Source organism: Klebsiella sp. GL120222-02 (genome assembly GCF_003097195.1).
Lineage (GTDB): Bacteria > Pseudomonadota > Gammaproteobacteria > Enterobacterales > Enterobacteriaceae > Klebsiella > Klebsiella variicola.
Genome location: NZ_QEQO01000006.1, coordinates 215,558 through 230,489, shown reverse-complemented (window position 1 = coordinate 230,489; position 14,932 = coordinate 215,558). Strand labels below are relative to the sequence as shown.

Here is a 14,932-nt window from a genome sequence, read left to right as displayed (position 1 = left end):
CCAACCTCTTCGGTCTTCAGGAGGTGAAAAGCGCATCTCCTCTGGTTTTGTGGTGAGAATGATCATTCTCATTTTCTCCATTATACGATCCGCCGCGATAATGGAAAGGTTTTTTTGCTTACTTTTAGAACGCAAAAAATTAAGGCAAATAATCATGGAGAAAATAAGAATATTTTGTGAAAGTGGAGTGGGAAAATAACCATTCGGCATCGCGATACTGGAGATAGTTAATGACACTAATCATTACAAAAAGCATTAATCCCGACGATCAACAAGAATTGTTTGCCGGTCTGCGGCAGTATAATCAGCAGTATCTCGATGCGGCGCAGTTTGGCGATCTGGGGGTTTACTCCCGCGATGCGCAAGGGGTGATGCAGGGCGGGCTGATTGCCAAACGCAAGGGCAACTGGCTGTGCATTGAGTATCTGTGGGTTAGCGAGGCGACGCGCGGGCGCGGGCTGGGGAGCGAGCTGATGCAGGAGGCGGAACAGCAGGCGCAGGCGCTAGGTTGCAGCCATCTGCTGGTGGATACCTTTAGCTTCCAGGCGCTGCCGTTTTATCAGAAATTAGGCTATCAGCTGCAGATGTCGTTGCCCGACTTCCCCCACGCGGGCATGCAGCGCCACTATTTGTCGAAGGCGCTGTAACGATCCTGGTATCCCCGGGCGGTCAGGTACCCTACCTGTGGTTGTGCCGGATGGCGGCATAAATGCCTTATCCGGCCTACGCAGTCCTCCCGTCGTTTCGCCCCACCCAGGACCGGCAAGCGCAGCGCCGCCGGGCAGGATATCAGGCACGGCACCAGTATTCTTGCCGGGTGGCGCCTGTCGCCTTACCCGTCCTGGGGTTCGTGCGGCCTGTTATTGATATACCCACTTGCGCGACTGAAACTGCCGGTGCTGGCGGCCTCAAAATCGCTGAGACGTTCCCGGAAGGCCGGGGCAGCCCGCATGGATGCGGGCTGAGGGCCGTGTTTTGCACGGACGCTGCCTCGGCCCGACCCGAAGCCTGCAGGGATAAGTCGAAGGGACCGCGTAGCGGCGATTTTGCTGGCCGGAGCCCGGGGGTACAGGGGGCGGCGGCGACTGGCCGCCCCCTGTGCGCTCCCTGCGGCATAAGAGACATAACGCAGAAGATCAACCGGGAGCGCAATCTGCCGGGAATTAACATAGAAGTTGTAGCCCTGCTAAGCGTAGCGCGAGCAGGGAAACTCCCGGATGGCGGCGCGTGGCGCCTTATCCGGGCTACAAAAGCGTCAAAACCACGCCTTAACCTCCGACGCCGTGGCCCATTAACGCCAGCGCGTGGCTGATGATGGTCTGGCGGTTGACCGCCTGTAAACGCGGATCGCTGTGAATGCGTGAAAATGGCACCAGCACCAGGCTAATCACCGTGGTAAACAGCAGCTCCGGCGACAGCGCCGGATTGATCTTGCCCTCCAGCTGCCAGCGACGCACCGTCTCCAGCATCACCTGAAAACGCTCCTCGCCGAAGCGGGCATCCATATGCTGACGCAGGATCGGCATCTCGCCGATGATCTCCTGCATCCACAGCGGCGCAAACCAGGCGTTTTTCTCCGCCATATGCGCCAGCGTCTCGACCATCATCGTCAGCGCCAGCACCGGATCCTGCGGATGATCGACAAAAATGCGGCTGATGTGATTGCGCAGCGGCATAAAGCGCTCCTCAATCAGCTGGGTCACCAGCGCATCCCGGGAACTGAAGTAGTAATGCAGCATCGCCGGCGTCACCCCGGCCTCTTTGGCGATGGCGTTCAACGATACGCGGCCCGCCCCGTCGCGGGCAAACAGCATCAGGGCAATGTCCATCAGCTGTTCGCGATTGGCAGTATCCGGTTTTTTACCGCGCGGCCGACCCGGGCGGCGGGGGGCATCCTGATCCTTTTGTGCTGTCATGGTATGGCGATCTCTTGACCCAACTCATTCTTTCACTAAATATTAATTATGCATTTAATTAATTTCAAGCGAGCGTTGTAATGACTTCTGAAGTCGCTAACCCACCGGTGCAGTCGATACGCCTGCTGTTCAGCGCATTGCTGTTGGTGATGTTGCTCTCGGCGTTGGATCAGACCATTGTCTCCACCGCGCTGCCGACGATTGTCGGCGAACTGGGCGGGCTGGACAAGCTTTCCTGGGTGGTCACGGCCTATATTCTCAGCTCCACCATCGCGGTGCCGCTGTACGGGAAATTCGGCGATCTGTTCGGTCGCAAAATCGTGCTGCAGGTGGCGATTGGGCTGTTTCTCGTCGGCTCCGTGCTCTGCGGGTTGGCGCAGAACATGACCCAGCTGGTGCTGATGCGCGGCCTGCAGGGGCTCGGCGGCGGCGGCCTGATGGTGATCAGCATGGCGGCGGTCGCCGACGTCATCCCACCCGCCAACCGCGGCCGCTATCAGGGGCTGTTCGGCGGTGTTTTTGGCCTGGCGACGGTGATCGGCCCGCTGATCGGCGGTTTTCTGGTGCAGCACGCCTCCTGGCGCTGGATCTTCTATATCAACCTGCCGCTCGGCCTGTTCGCGCTGCTGGTGATCGGCGCGGTATTCCACAGCAGCAATAAACGCAGCCAGCATCAGATTGACTGGCTGGGGGCGATTTACCTCAGCATGGCGCTGTTGTGCATCATTCTGTTTACCTCGGAAGGGGGCAGCGTCCACGCGTGGAATGACCCGCAGCTGTGGTGCATTCTGGCCTTCGGCATCGTGGGGATCATCGGCTTTATTTACGAAGAACGGATGGCCGCCGAGCCGATTATTCCGCTGGCGCTGTTCCGCAACCGCAGCTTCCTGCTGTGCAGCCTGATCGGCTTCGTCATCGGCATGTCGCTGTTCGGGTCAGTCACCTTCCTGCCGCTCTATCTGCAGGTGGTGAAGGAGGCGACGCCCACCGAGGCCGGGCTGCAGCTGATCCCTCTGATGGGCGGCCTGCTGCTGACCTCGATTATCAGCGGGCGGATTATCAGCCGTACCGGTAAATATCGCCTGTTTCCGATCCTCGGCACCCTGCTCGGCGTGACCGGCATGGTACTGCTGACCCGCATCACCATTCACTCGCCGCTATGGCAGCTGTACCTGTTTACCGGTGTGCTGGGAGCGGGTCTGGGGCTGGTGATGCAGGTGCTGGTGCTGGCGGTGCAGAACGCGATGCCAGCGCAGATGTACGGCGTCGCCACCTCCGGCGTGACCCTGTTCCGCTCGATTGGTGGCTCGATCGGCGTGGCGCTGTTTGGCGCGGTGTTCACGCACGTGCTGCAGAGCAACCTGCAAAAGCTGTTGCCGGAAGGCGCGGTGCTGCCGCCGGGAATGAATCCAGTGGCGGTTCAGCACCTGCCCGCGGATATCCGCCTCGACTACCTCGACGCCTTCGGCGCGGCGATCCACGCGGCGTTCCTGATGGCGGCCTGCATTATGGCGGTGGCGTTTGTCCTCTCCTGGCTGTTAAAGGAGGCACCGCTGAAGACCGCGACGCATTAAGCGGCCCCGGCGATGCGCAGCAGTGCCTGACGCAGCGCCGGCGCGGCAAAATCGATAAATTTCCGCAGCTTAAGCGGCGCCAGATCCCGCGCGGTATACAGCAAATGGACCGGCGCCGGATCCGGCTCGACGTTTTCCAGCAGCAGACGGAGCTCCCCGTGGCGCAGGCCATCCAGCGCCTGATAATGCAGTAAGCGGGCCACCCCCACCCCCAGCCGCGCGGCATCGGCGGCGCTCTCTGGCGTGGTGACGGATAGCACCGGCGGCAGGTTAATCAGCTGGTCCTCGCGCTCAGCGGCGCGAAAGCGCCAGCCGCGATAGGGCATCGGCGATTCAATGCGGATGATCGGCAACGCCGCCAGATCGCGCGGCCGCTGCGGCTCGCCGTATTTCGCCAGCAGCGCCGGATGGGCGCAGGCCACAATCCGCATGGTGCCGAGGCGGGTGGCCACCATGCTGCTGTCCGCCAGGTCGCCAATCCGCACCGCCAGATCGACATGGTCGCTCACCAGGTCGGCATTGCGATCGCTGAGCAGCAAACGGACGCGAATTTGCGGGTAGCGGGCGATAAATTCACTGATTACCGGAAGAACGTGCTGGCGTCCAAACATCGTTGGCGCGGAGATCACCAGCTCGCCCTTCGGTTCCTGATATTCGCCCGTCGCCTGGCGTTCGGCGTTTTCCACCTCCTCAAGGATCCGCCGGGCGGCAGCGACATAATCGACCCCGGCGTCGGTGAGCGTCAGTTTGCGGGTGGTTCGCGCCAGCAGGCGCACGCCCAGCGCGCTCTCCAGTTCACCAATATGGCGGCTGACGGTGGTCAACGGCATATTCAGCGCCCGCGCCGCCGCCGACATGCTCCCCAGCTCGGTCACTTTCACCAGTAGCGCCATCGCGCTTAATCGATCCATTATTCTCCCGTTTTTCGGAAAGATGATTGCCACTTTACCCGTATTATCATTCTTCACAGTACAGTCCATGATGGCGCCAGACAACAGGAGGCGCTATGGCAGCAACCTTTCTCGATATCGCCATCACCCCGGACGTGATGGATGTGCAGCATGAAATGGGCAGCGACTCGCTGTGGCAAACGCCGCACAGTCGCCGCCAGGCCGACCGCTTCGGCGACAGCGAAGCGGGGATGATCGCCACCCGCGACAGCTTTTATCTGGCGACGGTGTCGCAGAGCGGCTGGCCCTACATTCAGCATCGCGGCGGCCCGCCGGGGTTTCTGCATCTGCTGGATGACACCACCCTGGCGATGGCCGATTTCGGCGGCAACCGCCAGTACATCACCACCGGCAATCTGCGTGGCAGCGACCGGGCCTGCCTGTTTTTGATGGATTATCCGCGCCGTGCCAGGCTGAAAATCTACGCCACCGTCGAAGTCGTGGCGGCAGAGGACCATCCGCAGCTGCTGGCGCAGGTGGCGCCGGTAAACTATCGCGCCCGCATCGAACGTCTGTTTCTTTTTCATTTGCAGGCGTTTGACTGGAACTGCCCGCAGCACATTACGCCGCGCTACAGCGCGCAGCAGGTGGCGGAGTACAGCCAGAACCTGCAGCAACGTATTCATGACCTGGAGCAGGAGAATCAGCGCCTGCAGCAGCAATTAGCCTCAAAAGGAGACTCCTGATGAATGAGCAACGTCCCCCGTTACCGCCGTTTACCCGCGACAGCGCTATCCAGAAGGTCCGCGCCGCGGAAGATGGCTGGAACAGTCGCGATGCCGAAAAAGTCGCTCTGGCCTACACCGTCGATAGCGAATGGCGCAACCGCAGCGAATTTGTCCACGGCAGGGGGCAAATTGTTGAGTTCCTGCAGCGAAAATGGCGCAAGGAGCAGCAATACCGGCTGATTAAGGAGCTGTGGGCATGGCAGGAGAATCGCATTGCCGTGCGCTTCGCCTATGAGTGGTGCGACGACAGCGGCAACTGGTTTCGCTCGTATGGCAATGAGAACTGGGAGTTTGATAAGCACGGGCTGATGCAGACGCGCTACGCCTGCATCAACGACCTGCCGATCGCCGAAAGCGAGCGCCTGTTCCACTGGCCCCAGGGGCGCCGCCCGGACGATCATCCGGGGCTAAGCGAATTGGGACTGTAAACAGGCGCGCGACGACGGGTTAATCGGCTTTCGGGAAGTCGACCACTGTGTCGTTAACCCGGTTCACCATGTTGGTGAACAGGATGGCGCTGACGGCGCTGATGATCTCAATCACCTGCTGGTCGCTAAAACCGGCGTTGCGCAGCGCGGCGACGTCGGCTTCCGGCAGCGTACCGGTGGTGGTCACCAGGGTCTGCGCGAATTTCACCAGCGCATCAAGCTGCGCCTCTTCCGCATACTCCCCGCGGCGCAGGGCGTGGATTTGTTCGCTGCTGAAGCCGGCTTTTTTCGCCATCAGGGTATGCGCGGCCAGACAGTAGTCACAGCCGGTGGCTTCGCTGACCGACAGGTTAATCGCTTCCAGCTGTTGGGCGCTGAGGCTGCCTTTATGGAGCATCGCATTGTGCGCCAGCGCCTGCTGCAGTGCTGCCGGCGAGTGGCCGCCGATGGTGAGATAGGCGTTCGGCACTTTGCCCATCGCTTTTTTGATCCCGGCGAAAATATCGGCGGCTTTGCCGGTGGCGTCTTGTTCACGGATATCTGCTAAACGGCTCATGGTTAACTCCTGTTGTTATCGAGGGGGTGTTGGCAATGGGGTCATCTTAGGCGCTTGCCGCATGCTAGACTGGCGGTCTTCGTCTCACCTTTTTGTCTTATCGTCTCAGGAGAAGCATGGACAGTCTCAGTCATCTGCTGGCGCTGCTGGCGCCGCGCTGCGAAGTGAACCTGCACTGTCGCTTCGGCGGCCGCTGGCAGGCCGGGCACCAGCAAATGCGCAGCGGCGTGGTGCCCTGGCACGTGGTGCTGCGCGGCGAGGGGCGGCTCAACGTCGGCGGCCAGACTCATCACCTGCGCGCGGGAGATGTGGTCCTCCTGCCGTACGGTTCGCCGCATCTGATGGAGAGCCTGGTGGAGTGGGGCCAGGTGCTGCCGGTAGCGCACCGGTTTAACGGCACGGTGACGGAAATGCGCGTCGGCCCGGCGGAGGGGGCGCTGGAGATGCTGTGCGGCGAATTCTATTTTGGTCCGCACGTCAGCTGGCTGTTCAGTGAAGCATCGACGCTGATCCATCTCCATACCGATGCGCGTGAAGACTGCCCGGAGCTGGACGCGCTGCTTAATATACTGGTGCGCGAGAGCCTGGCGCAGCGTCCCGGCGGCAGCGCTATCGTGCGCAGCCTCGGCGATACGCTGCTGGTGCTCCTGCTGCGCATGCTGCTTGGTGAGCAACAGCCGCCCGGTGGACTGCTGCGTCTGATGAGCGATGAACGCCTGATGCCGGCGGTGCTGGCGGTGATGGCGACCCCGGAGCAGCCGTGGACGCTGGAAACCATGGCCGCCCGTGCCTTTCTTTCGCGGGCCACCTTTGCCCGTCATTTTGCCCGCGTTTATCACCTGACGCCGCAGGCGTGGCTGTCGCAGCTGCGAATGGCGCTGGCCGCCCGGCTGCTGCGCCTGGAGCGTCAGACCAACCTCGAGGTCATTGCCGAACGCTGCGGCTTTCAGTCGCTGGCGTCCTTCTCGAAGCGCTTCAAAATGCGCTATGGCGTGACGCCGGGTGAGTGGCGACGGGGCTAGCGCCTCGCGTTTCGCGAAGATGATTTTATTTCCAGTTGCGTGGTTTGCTGTTTATTACCCGACCCGAAAGTCGCTATAGTTTTGCACGAAAAAAACAATGACAGTCAGGACAGACAGGGTGAAGAGGATGAGATTACGTTTACGGGCCGCCGCCGCAGTGATGCTGGCGGGTCTGGCGCTGGTCGGCTGCGACCAAAAGGGTAATGAAGCGAAGCACATTAAGGTCGGCGTGATTAACGGCGCCGAGCAGGATGTGGCGGAAGTGGCGAAGAAGGTGGCCAAAGAGAAGTACGGTCTGGACGTCGAACTGGTGGGATTCAGCGGCTCGCTGCTGCCTAACGAATCGACCAACGCCGGCGATCTGGACGCCAACGTCTTCCAGCATCGGCCTTTCCTTGAGCAGGACAACAAAGCGCATAACTATCATCTGGTGGCGGTCGGCAATACCTTCGTCTTCCCGATGGCCGGCTATTCGCGCAAGATCAAGTCAGTCGCCGAACTGCAAGACGGCGCGACGATCGCCATCCCCAACGACCCGACCAATCTCGGGCGGGCGCTGCTGCTGCTGCAAAAAGAGAAGCTGATTACCCTCAAAGCCGGGACCGGCCTGCTGCCGACGGCGGTGGATATCACCGATAACCCGCGTAACCTGAAAATTATGGAGCTGGAAGGGGCGCAACTGCCGCGCGTGCTCGACGATCCCAAAGTCGACGTGGCTATCATCAGCACCACCTACCTGCAGCAAACCGGGCTGTCGCCGGTTCGTGACGGCATCTTTATCGAAGATAAAAACTCGCCCTACGTGAACATCATCGTGACCCGGGAAGACAATAAAGACGCGGAAAACGTGAAGGAGTTTATGCAGTCGTACCAGTCGCCGGAGGTGGCGAAGGCGGCAGAGACTATCTTCAACGGCGGCGCGGTGCCGGGCTGGTAAGCCTACACACAGGGAGAGGCGCGTATGGTACGCCAACGGCAGGCTGACCTGCTGCTGATTGCCGCGACGGTGATTGCCGCCTGCGGCTGGATTTTTTCCCGCGAGGCGATCGCCGGCATGCCGGTATTCGCGTTCCTTGGGCTGCGCTTTTTCTTCGCCGCGCTGCTTCTGCTGCCGTTCTGCCGCGGTTTTCGCCCGCAAAAGCAGCACTGGCCAAAACTCATCATCAGCGGACTCTGGTTTGCGCTCAACCTCTGCCTGTGGATCTATTCGGTCTCCACGACGGCGTCGCTCGGCGAAGGGGCGTTTATCATGAGCCTGTCGATGATGTTCGTCCCGCTAACCGCGTGGGTGATGATAAAGGTGCGCCCGCCTCGCGCCTGGTGGGAGTGCCTGCCGATCGCGGTGGTAGGCCTGGGGCTGCTCAGTCTGCATATGCCGATAGCCTTCCACCCCAGCCAGGGCTGGTTTTTGCTGACGGCGCTGGTGCAGTCGATCTGGTTCTGTTACACCAGCCGCTGCGCGCGTGAAGTACCGCTGATCCCCCTGACCACCGTGCAGCTGGCGATCACCGGTATCGTCGGGTTGACCATCTCCGCTGCCGTTGAACGCTGGGACCAGCCGATGACCCTGCCGACTCTCGGCTGGCTGGTGGCCAGCATTGTCATCGCCACCAGCCTGCGCTTCGGTCTGCAGATGAAGGGGCAGAAGTACGCGGCGGTGGCCAGCGCCGCGATCATCATGGTGCTCGAACCGCTGCTGACGGTCATTGCCGCCGCGCTGTGGTACGGCGAACAGCTGCCGCTACAGAAGATTATCGGCGGCGTGCAGCTGTGGTTCCGCTGGCGGATGCTTAAGCCGTAAGCGGGCCGCTTCGCCGCTGCGCCATCAGCTGCAGCAGCGGCACCAGCGACAGCCCGTCCGGCATCTCGCCGCGGGCGATCAGCTGGTTTATCTCGTCGAAGGTAAACCAGCCGGTCTCCATCACCTCATCCTGATCTGCATCCATCCCCACCCAGCGTAAACCGGTGGCCAGCCAGGTGATAAACAGCTGATCGCTGCTGCCGTAGGAGGGGTTGAAGCGAATGATCTCCTCGACGCGTTGCGCCTGCCAGCCGGTCTCTTCCCGCAGCTCGCGCAGCGCGGCGACCGCCGGATCTTCCCCTTCATCGACGCCGCCAGAGGGAATGGCCCACACCACCTGATCGATCAGATAGCGGTAGTGGCGAATCAGCAGTACTTTCTCATCCTGGATAGCCACAATCCCCACCGCCGGGCGCGGGTAATGAATGGAATAAAAGTCGCGGCGCTCGCCGGAGGCGACATCAATCCCCACCTTACGCATGCTGAACCACGGCGTCTCGGCGATGACCTGCGGGTCGTGCATATCGGCGGCGGTCAGTTTCTTTTTCATCGTGCCACTCCTGTCAAAAATTGAGCCTTAAGAACAACATAGCCGGAGGCGGATGGCAACTGCCGCAGGTTGGCCCGATTTCATCGATCATTGTCCAAATGCCCCTGTTGAGCCAGGCTAGTACTCAGTACGATGTTCGTCAGATGACCCCACTGAGGAACACCAACATGAACATCACCCACATCCGTAATGCGACCCAGAGGATTGACTACGCCGGGAAAAGATTTCTCATCGACCCGATGCTGGCTGACAAGGGCGCCTGGCCAGGTTTTCCTGGCACTGCGCGCAGCGAGCTGCGCAATCCGCTGGTTGAGCTGCCGTTTTCCCGCGATAAAATTATCGACGTTGATGCGGTGATCGTCACCCATACCCATGACGATCACTGGGACGCGGCGGCGATCGCCGCGATCCCGAAAACCCTGCCGGTGTTCGTCCAGCATGAGGCCGACGCCGCGCTGCTGCGCAGCCAGGGATTTCAGGATCTGCGCCTGCTGTCGGCAGACAGCGAATTTGCCGGCGTGCGCCTGCAGAAAACCACCTCCGGCCAACACGGCAGCGACCGGACCTACGCGGTGCCGGCGATGGCTGATCGCCTGGGAGAAGCCTGCGGCGTGGTGTTTCGCCATCCGCAGGAGAAGACGCTGTGGCTGATGGGGGATACCATCTGGCGTGATGAAATTGAAGCTGATCTGCTGAAGCTGCGCCCGGACGTGGTGGTGTTGAACGCCGGCTACGCCCACGTCATCGGCTTTGGCCCGATTATCATGGGCAAGGAAGATCTCCTGAATGTGCACTTCACCCTGCCGGAAGCGAAAATCATGGCTATCCACCTCGAGGCGGTCAACCACTGTCTGGTGAGCCGGGAAGAGATGCGCCAGTATGCGCTGGATAATCAGATTGCCGATGTGGTGAGTATCCCGCAGGATGGGGAAACCGTGGTTTATTAACATGCGCAAGGGGAAAGGACGATGAAACTCACCGACGTGGCGATTGTCGCTGTAGAGGGCTTTAGCCCGTTTCACTACGCCGTCCCCTGCATGCTGTTTGGCGATTCGGTTTCGGAAATCAAACGCTTTCATCTGCACATTTGCGCCGAGCGGCCGGGGCTGCTGCGCGCCCGCGATGGTTTTGCGCTGTACGCCACCGGCGATTTCGCCGCGCTGGAACAGGCGGATATCGTGGTGGTGCCTTACTGGGGCGAGGTCGATCGGCGTCCGCCGCAGGCACTGCTTGATAGCCTGGTGCGGGCGCGGGATAACGGCGCGGAGATTGTCGGCCTGTGTCTCGGCGCGTTTGTCCTCGGCTACGCCGGGCTGCTGGACGGCAGGCGAGCGGCGACCCACTGGGAGTTCGAGCAGGATTTCCAGCGCCTGTTTCCGCAGGTGCAACTGGATATCAATGCCCTGTATGTCGATGACCAGCGGGTGATCACCTCGGCGGGCACCGCGGCGGCGCTGGACTGTTGCCTGTACCTCATCCGCCAGCGTTTCGGCAGCCTCGCGGCCAACCAGATCGCCCGGCGGATGATTGTTTCGCCGCACCGCGAAGGCGGCCAGGCGCAGTTTATCGCCCAGCCGGTGCCGAAAAACACCCGCGATGCGCGAATCAACTGCCTGCTGGATTATCTGCAGCAGCATATTGCCGAGCCGCACAGTCTCGATTCGCTGGCCCGGGTGGTGGCGATGAGCCGCCGTACCCTGACCCGCCACTTCGCCAGGGCGACCGGGATGAGCATTACCGACTGGCTGATCGCCGAACGTCTGCGCCGCAGCCAGACTCTGCTTGAGGCGGGCGATCTGCCGGTCGAGCAGGTGGCGGAGGCGGTGGGCTATCTTTCAGCGGTCACCTGGCGCCAGCAGTTTAAAGCGCGCTTTGGCGTCAGCCCGACGGAATGGCGGCGCACCTTTCGTCGCGGCGCTTAGCCGGCGAGGGTCGCACTGTCGATCACGAAGCGGTATTTCACGTCACCCTTGACCATTCTTTCCCAGGCTTCGTTGATCTCATCGCCGCGGATCAGCTCGATATCGGCGACGATGCCGTGTTCGGCGCAGAAGTCGAGCATCTCCTGAGTTTCCGGTATACCGCCGATCATCGAGCCGGCAATCGACCGGCGGCGGAAGATCAGATTGAACACTTCCGGCGACGGATGCGGCGTGGCCGGAGCACCCACGAGGGTCATGGTGCCATCGCGTTTCAGCAGCGTGGTGAAGGCATCGAGATTGTGCGGCGCCGCCACGGTGTTGAGGATAAAATCGAAGCTTTTGACGTGGGCCGCCATTTCGTCTTCATTGCGCGACACCACTACGTCATCGGCGCCCAGCGCTCTGGCCGCATTACGCTTGGATTCCGAGGTGGTAAAGGCCACCACGTGGGCCCCCATGGCGTGGGCCAACTTGATCCCCATATGCCCGAGGCCGCCGATGCCGACGACGCCGACTTTTTTACCCGGCCCGACGTGCCAGTGGCGCAGCGGCGAGTATGTCGTGATCCCGGCGCACAGCAGCGGCGCGACGGCGGCCAGCTGCGCTTCGGGATGGGTTATCCGCAGCACGTAGCGTTCATTGACCACGATCTGCTGTGAATAACCGCCAAGCGTGTGTCCCGGCGCGTCCTGGGTCGGCCCGTTATAGGTCAGCACCATATGGTCGCAGTAGTTTTCCAGCCCCTCAGCGCACTCTTCGCACTGTTGACAGCTATCGACCATACAGCCGACGCCCACCAGATCGCCGACGGCGTAGCGCGAGACGGCGTTGCCGACCGCGGTCACCCGACCCACAATTTCATGCCCCGGCACGCAGGGATAGTGCGTTCCCGCCCATTCCGATCGCGCCTGGTGGAGATCGGAGTGGCAGACGCCGCAGTAAGCGATGGCGATCTGTACATCCTGTGGCCCCGGCTCGCGGCGGGTGATGGCCATTGATTCCAGCGGCTGGCTGGCGGAGTAGGTACCAATAGCATTGATCAGCATAGCGAAACCTCTTCTTGATGAATGGACTCAATAGAACGGGAGGGGAATGCGGGTGGTCAGTGGCATCGATAAGCGTAGCCTGGACTGGCCGAGATGCGAGGGGGAAAGCGGTTGAGAAACCCTCAGGCGCGGCGTTAGCCAGCGCAGTAAATAATAAGGTGGCCTTATCTTTATAGCCGCTAAGCCTTATAGGTATTTACGGCAAATAGTATTATTTATTCCTGTAGAATAGAGATAAATAGTTATTGCAGATAATGATGCTTACACTCTTTTTATCTCCGTAACGTCTTGTCTTTTATTCGTTATTTCACCTGTTGATACTATGATTCTCAACGAATCACTTTTTCAACCTGACCGATGGCATAAAAACCATGTCGATACCTGCAGCCAGCCTCTCTACTGACCAGGCGTTACCGTCTTTTTATTACGGAAGCCGGACAAAACCATTATTGGCGTTGGAGTCCTTATTCACGGCATTTCGTCCCGCCAGTGCGCCCTTTGAACTGGCGCGAGAGAGCAATTATGATTTTCGTCCAGATCAGGCCGAGCCTGGGGTCATTATGCTTGAAGAGGGGATTGCTTCAATTTGTCATGGGGAAAAACAGATGGTGGTAACCCCGCTTTTTTCTCCGTCGATATTAGGATTTATGGATGGTTATGGGCTATTTGATGATATCCCACAAAAACGGCACTACGTGCTGTTTGCCGAGACGGATTTGCGTGGGCGCTGGATATCACACCAGGCTGCTGTTGATATCCTGAATGAGCAAAACCTGTGGCGCCATGTCACGCATATCCTGGCGCAGCGGTTGATGGTGTTGAGCATACGTGAGCAAGAGCTGATGGGGGTGGATTCTTATCTGATGGTGCGAACCCTGCTAACAGAGCTGGCGGACTATCCGGAGGCATATCGTCGCCAAATCAACGTCCTGAGTTTTATTCAGCGCCGTACCAACTTGTCGCGTAGCCGCATTATGTCGATTCTGTCGGAGCTGCGTAAAGGTGACTATATTACGATCCATCGCGGTGTGCTGAGGACCATCGCTCACCCGCTTCCCGCCCACTTTTAAGCCCGTGCGGCGGAGGGGCGTGATTTTCCCACCCCTCGTGAATCGAACCTGCTAAGGCTCAATCGCCGTCAGGTAGTCCAGCCGCAGCGGCTCAGCCAGCAGGGACTCCATCTGCGTCATAAACGCCTGAAAATAGGGCATCGCGACATGCGCATCGAGGGCGTCCTGTCCCTGCCACGCCTCGCGCATGTAGAAGGTGTCCGGCGCGTCGCGCAGCTGAAACAGGGCGTAGTCGAGATTGCCCGGCTCCTGTCTCGTCGGCAGGAGCAGCGCCTGCAGGGCCTGGCGCAGGGCGTCCGTCTGGCCCGGTTTCGCCTTGAGCACGGCGATAAGCGATATCATCTTAAAACCCCTCGAGCACAATCTTGCCGACGGCGCGTCCGGTTTCCAGCTGGCGATGCGCTTTCTGCAGATTGGCGGCGGTGATGGCGCCGTAGTGTTCGCCGAGGGTGGTTTTGATGGTGTGGCTGTCGATCAGCGCCGCCACGCGGGTGAGCAACTGATGCTGGGCGATCATATCATCCGTCTCAAACATTGAACGGGTGAACATAAATTCCCAGTACAGGGACAGGCTTTTCGCTTTCAGCGGCACCACGTCCAGGGTCTCCGGGTCATCAATCAGCGCCAGCTTGCCCTGCGGGGCGAGGGCGTCGATCAGCGCGTTGAAGTGCTGCTCGGTGTTGGTCAGGCTGGCGACATGAGTCACCGAGGTGATGCCAATGCGCGCCAGCTCGTCGGCGAGCGGCTTGCTGTGATCGATTACATGGTGCGCGCCCGCCTCGCGGACCCACTGCTGGCTCTCCGGACGCGAGGCGGTGCCGATCACCGTCATGGCGGTCAGTTTGCTGGCCAGCTGGGTCAGGATTGACCCCACGCCGCCCGCCGCGCCGACGATCAGCAGCGTGTCGCCCGCATTGCCGCCTTCCTTAACGCCGAGACGGTGAAACAGCAGCTCCCAGGCGGTGATCGCCGTCAGCGGCAGCGCGGCGGCAGCGGCGTTATCGAGGGTGCGTGGTTTGTGCGCCACCAGGCGCTCGTCCACCAGCTGATATTCACTGTTGCTGCCGGCCCGGCCCAGCGCGCCGGCGTACCAGACCTCATCACCCGGGGCGAACAACGTCACCTCCGCACCGACGGACTGCACCACGCCAACGGCGTCCCAGCCCAGCACCCGCGGTGTGTCGCCCTGGAAGCCGGCGCGCACTTTGGTGTCCACCGGGTTGACCGAGATGGCTTTCACGGCGACCAGCAGGTCACGCCCGTGGGCGGTGGGGACCGGCAGGTCGATCTCAGTTAAAGAAGGGATGTTGTTGCCGTCAGCGGCGGCTTGAGTAATGGCGATAGCTTTCATAACTGCTCCGGTCTGTGA

Annotated in this window: 18 protein-coding genes and 1 pseudogene; 11 read left to right on the top strand and 8 right to left on the bottom strand. The window is 60.7% G+C overall.

Translation table 11 applies throughout. The features are described from left to right. Nucleotides 1-58 precede the first annotated feature (58 nt). Nucleotides 59-180 (top strand): annotated as a pseudogene (locus N438_RS28295) (hypothetical protein). Here N438_RS28295 and N438_RS28290 read toward each other — a convergent pair. Continuing rightward, on the bottom strand, nucleotides 140-256 hold the full coding sequence (locus tag N438_RS28290; protein ID WP_046882556.1) for a hypothetical protein: 117 nt from the start codon (nucleotides 254-256) through the stop codon (nucleotides 140-142). The pseudogene N438_RS28295 and the gene N438_RS28290 sit on opposite strands and share 41 nt — an antisense overlap. Between N438_RS28290 and N438_RS18745 the strand changes: the two genes are divergently transcribed. Continuing rightward, on the top strand, nucleotides 231-647 hold the full coding sequence (locus N438_RS18745; RefSeq protein WP_008806784.1) for a GNAT family N-acetyltransferase: 417 nt from the start codon (nucleotides 231-233) through the stop codon (nucleotides 645-647). The genes N438_RS28290 and N438_RS18745 overlap by 26 nt on opposite strands. Nucleotides 648-1,268: 621 nt before the next feature. Here the strand turns inward: N438_RS18745 and N438_RS18735 are convergent. Further along, nucleotides 1,269-1,916: a TetR/AcrR family transcriptional regulator gene (locus N438_RS18735; protein WP_023298366.1), complete on the bottom strand. Its 648-nt coding sequence runs from the start codon at nucleotides 1,914-1,916 to the stop codon at nucleotides 1,269-1,271. Between the two features lie 80 nt (nucleotides 1,917-1,996). Between N438_RS18735 and N438_RS18730 the strand changes: the two genes are divergently transcribed. Further along, on the top strand, nucleotides 1,997-3,490 hold the full coding sequence (locus tag N438_RS18730; protein WP_116696412.1) for an MDR family MFS transporter: 1,494 nt from the start codon (nucleotides 1,997-1,999) through the stop codon (nucleotides 3,488-3,490). On the opposite strand, the gene N438_RS18725 is transcribed toward N438_RS18730, so the two are convergent. Next, the gene (locus tag N438_RS18725; RefSeq protein ID WP_162493226.1) at nucleotides 3,487-4,458 is read right to left on the bottom strand and encodes a LysR family transcriptional regulator; all 972 of its coding nucleotides are present in this window, start codon (nucleotides 4,456-4,458) and stop codon (nucleotides 3,487-3,489) included. The two genes, N438_RS18730 and N438_RS18725, sit on opposite strands and share 4 nt — an antisense overlap. Nucleotides 4,459-4,496: 38 nt before the next feature. On the opposite strand from N438_RS18725, the gene N438_RS18720 reads away from it, so the two are divergent. Together N438_RS18720 and N438_RS18715 are read left to right on the top strand one after the other, a co-directional pair. Beyond that, entirely contained in the window at nucleotides 4,497-5,126 is a 630-nt protein-coding gene (locus N438_RS18720) for a pyridoxamine 5'-phosphate oxidase family protein (protein ID WP_039102658.1), read from the top strand. Beyond that, on the top strand, nucleotides 5,126-5,596 hold the full coding sequence (locus N438_RS18715; RefSeq protein ID WP_016161992.1) for a nuclear transport factor 2 family protein: 471 nt from the start codon (nucleotides 5,126-5,128) through the stop codon (nucleotides 5,594-5,596). Before N438_RS18720 ends, N438_RS18715 begins: the two co-directional genes overlap by 1 nt. Nucleotides 5,597-5,615: 19 nt before the next feature. Here the strand turns inward: N438_RS18715 and N438_RS18710 are convergent, their stop codons facing one another. Then, on the bottom strand, nucleotides 5,616-6,152 hold the full coding sequence (locus tag N438_RS18710) for a peroxidase-related enzyme (protein ID WP_008806790.1): 537 nt from the start codon (nucleotides 6,150-6,152) through the stop codon (nucleotides 5,616-5,618). A 116-nt stretch (nucleotides 6,153-6,268) separates the two neighbouring features. On the opposite strand from N438_RS18710, the gene N438_RS18705 reads away from it, so the two are divergent. The 3 genes from N438_RS18705 (at nucleotide 6,269) to N438_RS18695 (ending at nucleotide 8,975) form a co-directional block, all read left to right on the top strand. After that, complete coding sequence (locus tag N438_RS18705; protein ID WP_032731507.1) at nucleotides 6,269-7,174, top strand: AraC family transcriptional regulator; 906 nt, start codon at nucleotides 6,269-6,271, stop codon at nucleotides 7,172-7,174. Nucleotides 7,175-7,301: 127 nt separating this feature from the next. Further along, nucleotides 7,302-8,111, top strand: a complete 810-nt coding sequence (nlpA, locus tag N438_RS18700) for a lipoprotein NlpA (protein ID WP_023298362.1) — start codon at nucleotides 7,302-7,304, stop codon at nucleotides 8,109-8,111. A 24-nt stretch (nucleotides 8,112-8,135) separates the two neighbouring features. Beyond that, a complete protein-coding gene (locus N438_RS18695; protein ID WP_116696411.1) occupies nucleotides 8,136-8,975 on the top strand; it encodes a DMT family transporter in 840 nt (279 codons plus the stop codon). On the opposite strand, the gene N438_RS18690 is transcribed toward N438_RS18695, so the two are convergent. After that, nucleotides 8,965-9,525, bottom strand: coding sequence for an NUDIX hydrolase (locus N438_RS18690; protein WP_016161989.1), 561 nt, complete (start codon nucleotides 9,523-9,525; stop codon nucleotides 8,965-8,967). The two genes, N438_RS18695 and N438_RS18690, sit on opposite strands and share 11 nt — an antisense overlap. 167 nt (nucleotides 9,526-9,692) lie before the next feature. Here N438_RS18690 and N438_RS18685 point away from each other — a divergent pair, with 167 nt between their 5' ends. Further along, the gene (locus N438_RS18685; protein WP_116696410.1) at nucleotides 9,693-10,472 is read left to right on the top strand and encodes an MBL fold metallo-hydrolase; all 780 of its coding nucleotides are present in this window, start codon (nucleotides 9,693-9,695) and stop codon (nucleotides 10,470-10,472) included. A gap of 21 nt (nucleotides 10,473-10,493) precedes the next feature. After that, nucleotides 10,494-11,447, top strand: a complete 954-nt coding sequence (locus tag N438_RS18680; RefSeq protein ID WP_060619548.1) for a helix-turn-helix domain-containing protein — start codon at nucleotides 10,494-10,496, stop codon at nucleotides 11,445-11,447. Here the strand turns inward: N438_RS18680 and N438_RS18675 are convergent. Continuing rightward, on the bottom strand, nucleotides 11,444-12,493 hold the full coding sequence (locus N438_RS18675; protein ID WP_023323395.1) for an NAD(P)-dependent alcohol dehydrogenase: 1,050 nt from the start codon (nucleotides 12,491-12,493) through the stop codon (nucleotides 11,444-11,446). The genes N438_RS18680 and N438_RS18675 overlap by 4 nt on opposite strands. A gap of 371 nt (nucleotides 12,494-12,864) precedes the next feature. Here N438_RS18675 and N438_RS18670 point away from each other — a divergent pair, with 371 nt between their 5' ends. After that, on the top strand, nucleotides 12,865-13,563 hold the full coding sequence (locus N438_RS18670) for a winged helix-turn-helix transcriptional regulator (protein WP_038421910.1): 699 nt from the start codon (nucleotides 12,865-12,867) through the stop codon (nucleotides 13,561-13,563). A 51-nt stretch (nucleotides 13,564-13,614) separates the two neighbouring features. On the opposite strand, the gene N438_RS18665 is transcribed toward N438_RS18670, so the two are convergent. Beyond that, nucleotides 13,615-13,905 (bottom strand): putative quinol monooxygenase, encoded by a 291-nt coding sequence (locus N438_RS18665; protein WP_008806799.1) that lies wholly within the window; start codon nucleotides 13,903-13,905, stop codon nucleotides 13,615-13,617. Nucleotide 13,906: 1 nt separating this feature from the next. Then, nucleotides 13,907-14,914: a zinc-binding alcohol dehydrogenase family protein gene (locus tag N438_RS18660; protein WP_116696409.1), complete on the bottom strand. Its 1,008-nt coding sequence runs from the start codon at nucleotides 14,912-14,914 to the stop codon at nucleotides 13,907-13,909. Nucleotides 14,915-14,932: the final 18 nt, after the last annotated feature.

Coding starts and splice junctions, on each gene's coding strand:
- N438_RS18745 (WP_008806784.1), top strand. CDS start 231: ATGACACTAATCATTACAAAAAGCATTAATCCCGACGATCAACAAGAA.
- N438_RS28290 (WP_046882556.1), bottom strand. CDS start 256: ATGCTTTTTGTAATGATTAGTGTCATTAACTATCTCCAGTATCGCGAT.
- N438_RS18735 (WP_023298366.1), bottom strand. CDS start 1,916: ATGACAGCACAAAAGGATCAGGATGCCCCCCGCCGCCCGGGTCGGCCG.
- N438_RS18730 (WP_116696412.1), top strand. CDS start 1,997: ATGACTTCTGAAGTCGCTAACCCACCGGTGCAGTCGATACGCCTGCTG.
- N438_RS18720 (WP_039102658.1), top strand. CDS start 4,497: ATGGCAGCAACCTTTCTCGATATCGCCATCACCCCGGACGTGATGGAT.
- N438_RS18715 (WP_016161992.1), top strand. CDS start 5,126: ATGAATGAGCAACGTCCCCCGTTACCGCCGTTTACCCGCGACAGCGCT.
- N438_RS18710 (WP_008806790.1), bottom strand. CDS start 6,152: ATGAGCCGTTTAGCAGATATCCGTGAACAAGACGCCACCGGCAAAGCC.
- N438_RS18705 (WP_032731507.1), top strand. CDS start 6,269: ATGGACAGTCTCAGTCATCTGCTGGCGCTGCTGGCGCCGCGCTGCGAA.
- nlpA (WP_023298362.1), top strand. CDS start 7,302: ATGAGATTACGTTTACGGGCCGCCGCCGCAGTGATGCTGGCGGGTCTG.
- N438_RS18695 (WP_116696411.1), top strand. CDS start 8,136: ATGGTACGCCAACGGCAGGCTGACCTGCTGCTGATTGCCGCGACGGTG.
- N438_RS18690 (WP_016161989.1), bottom strand. CDS start 9,525: ATGAAAAAGAAACTGACCGCCGCCGATATGCACGACCCGCAGGTCATC.
- N438_RS18685 (WP_116696410.1), top strand. CDS start 9,693: ATGAACATCACCCACATCCGTAATGCGACCCAGAGGATTGACTACGCC.
- N438_RS18680 (WP_060619548.1), top strand. CDS start 10,494: ATGAAACTCACCGACGTGGCGATTGTCGCTGTAGAGGGCTTTAGCCCG.
- N438_RS18675 (WP_023323395.1), bottom strand. CDS start 12,493: ATGCTGATCAATGCTATTGGTACCTACTCCGCCAGCCAGCCGCTGGAA.
- N438_RS18670 (WP_038421910.1), top strand. CDS start 12,865: ATGTCGATACCTGCAGCCAGCCTCTCTACTGACCAGGCGTTACCGTCT.
- N438_RS18665 (WP_008806799.1), bottom strand. CDS start 13,905: ATGATATCGCTTATCGCCGTGCTCAAGGCGAAACCGGGCCAGACGGAC.
- N438_RS18660 (WP_116696409.1), bottom strand. CDS start 14,914: ATGAAAGCTATCGCCATTACTCAAGCCGCCGCTGACGGCAACAACATC.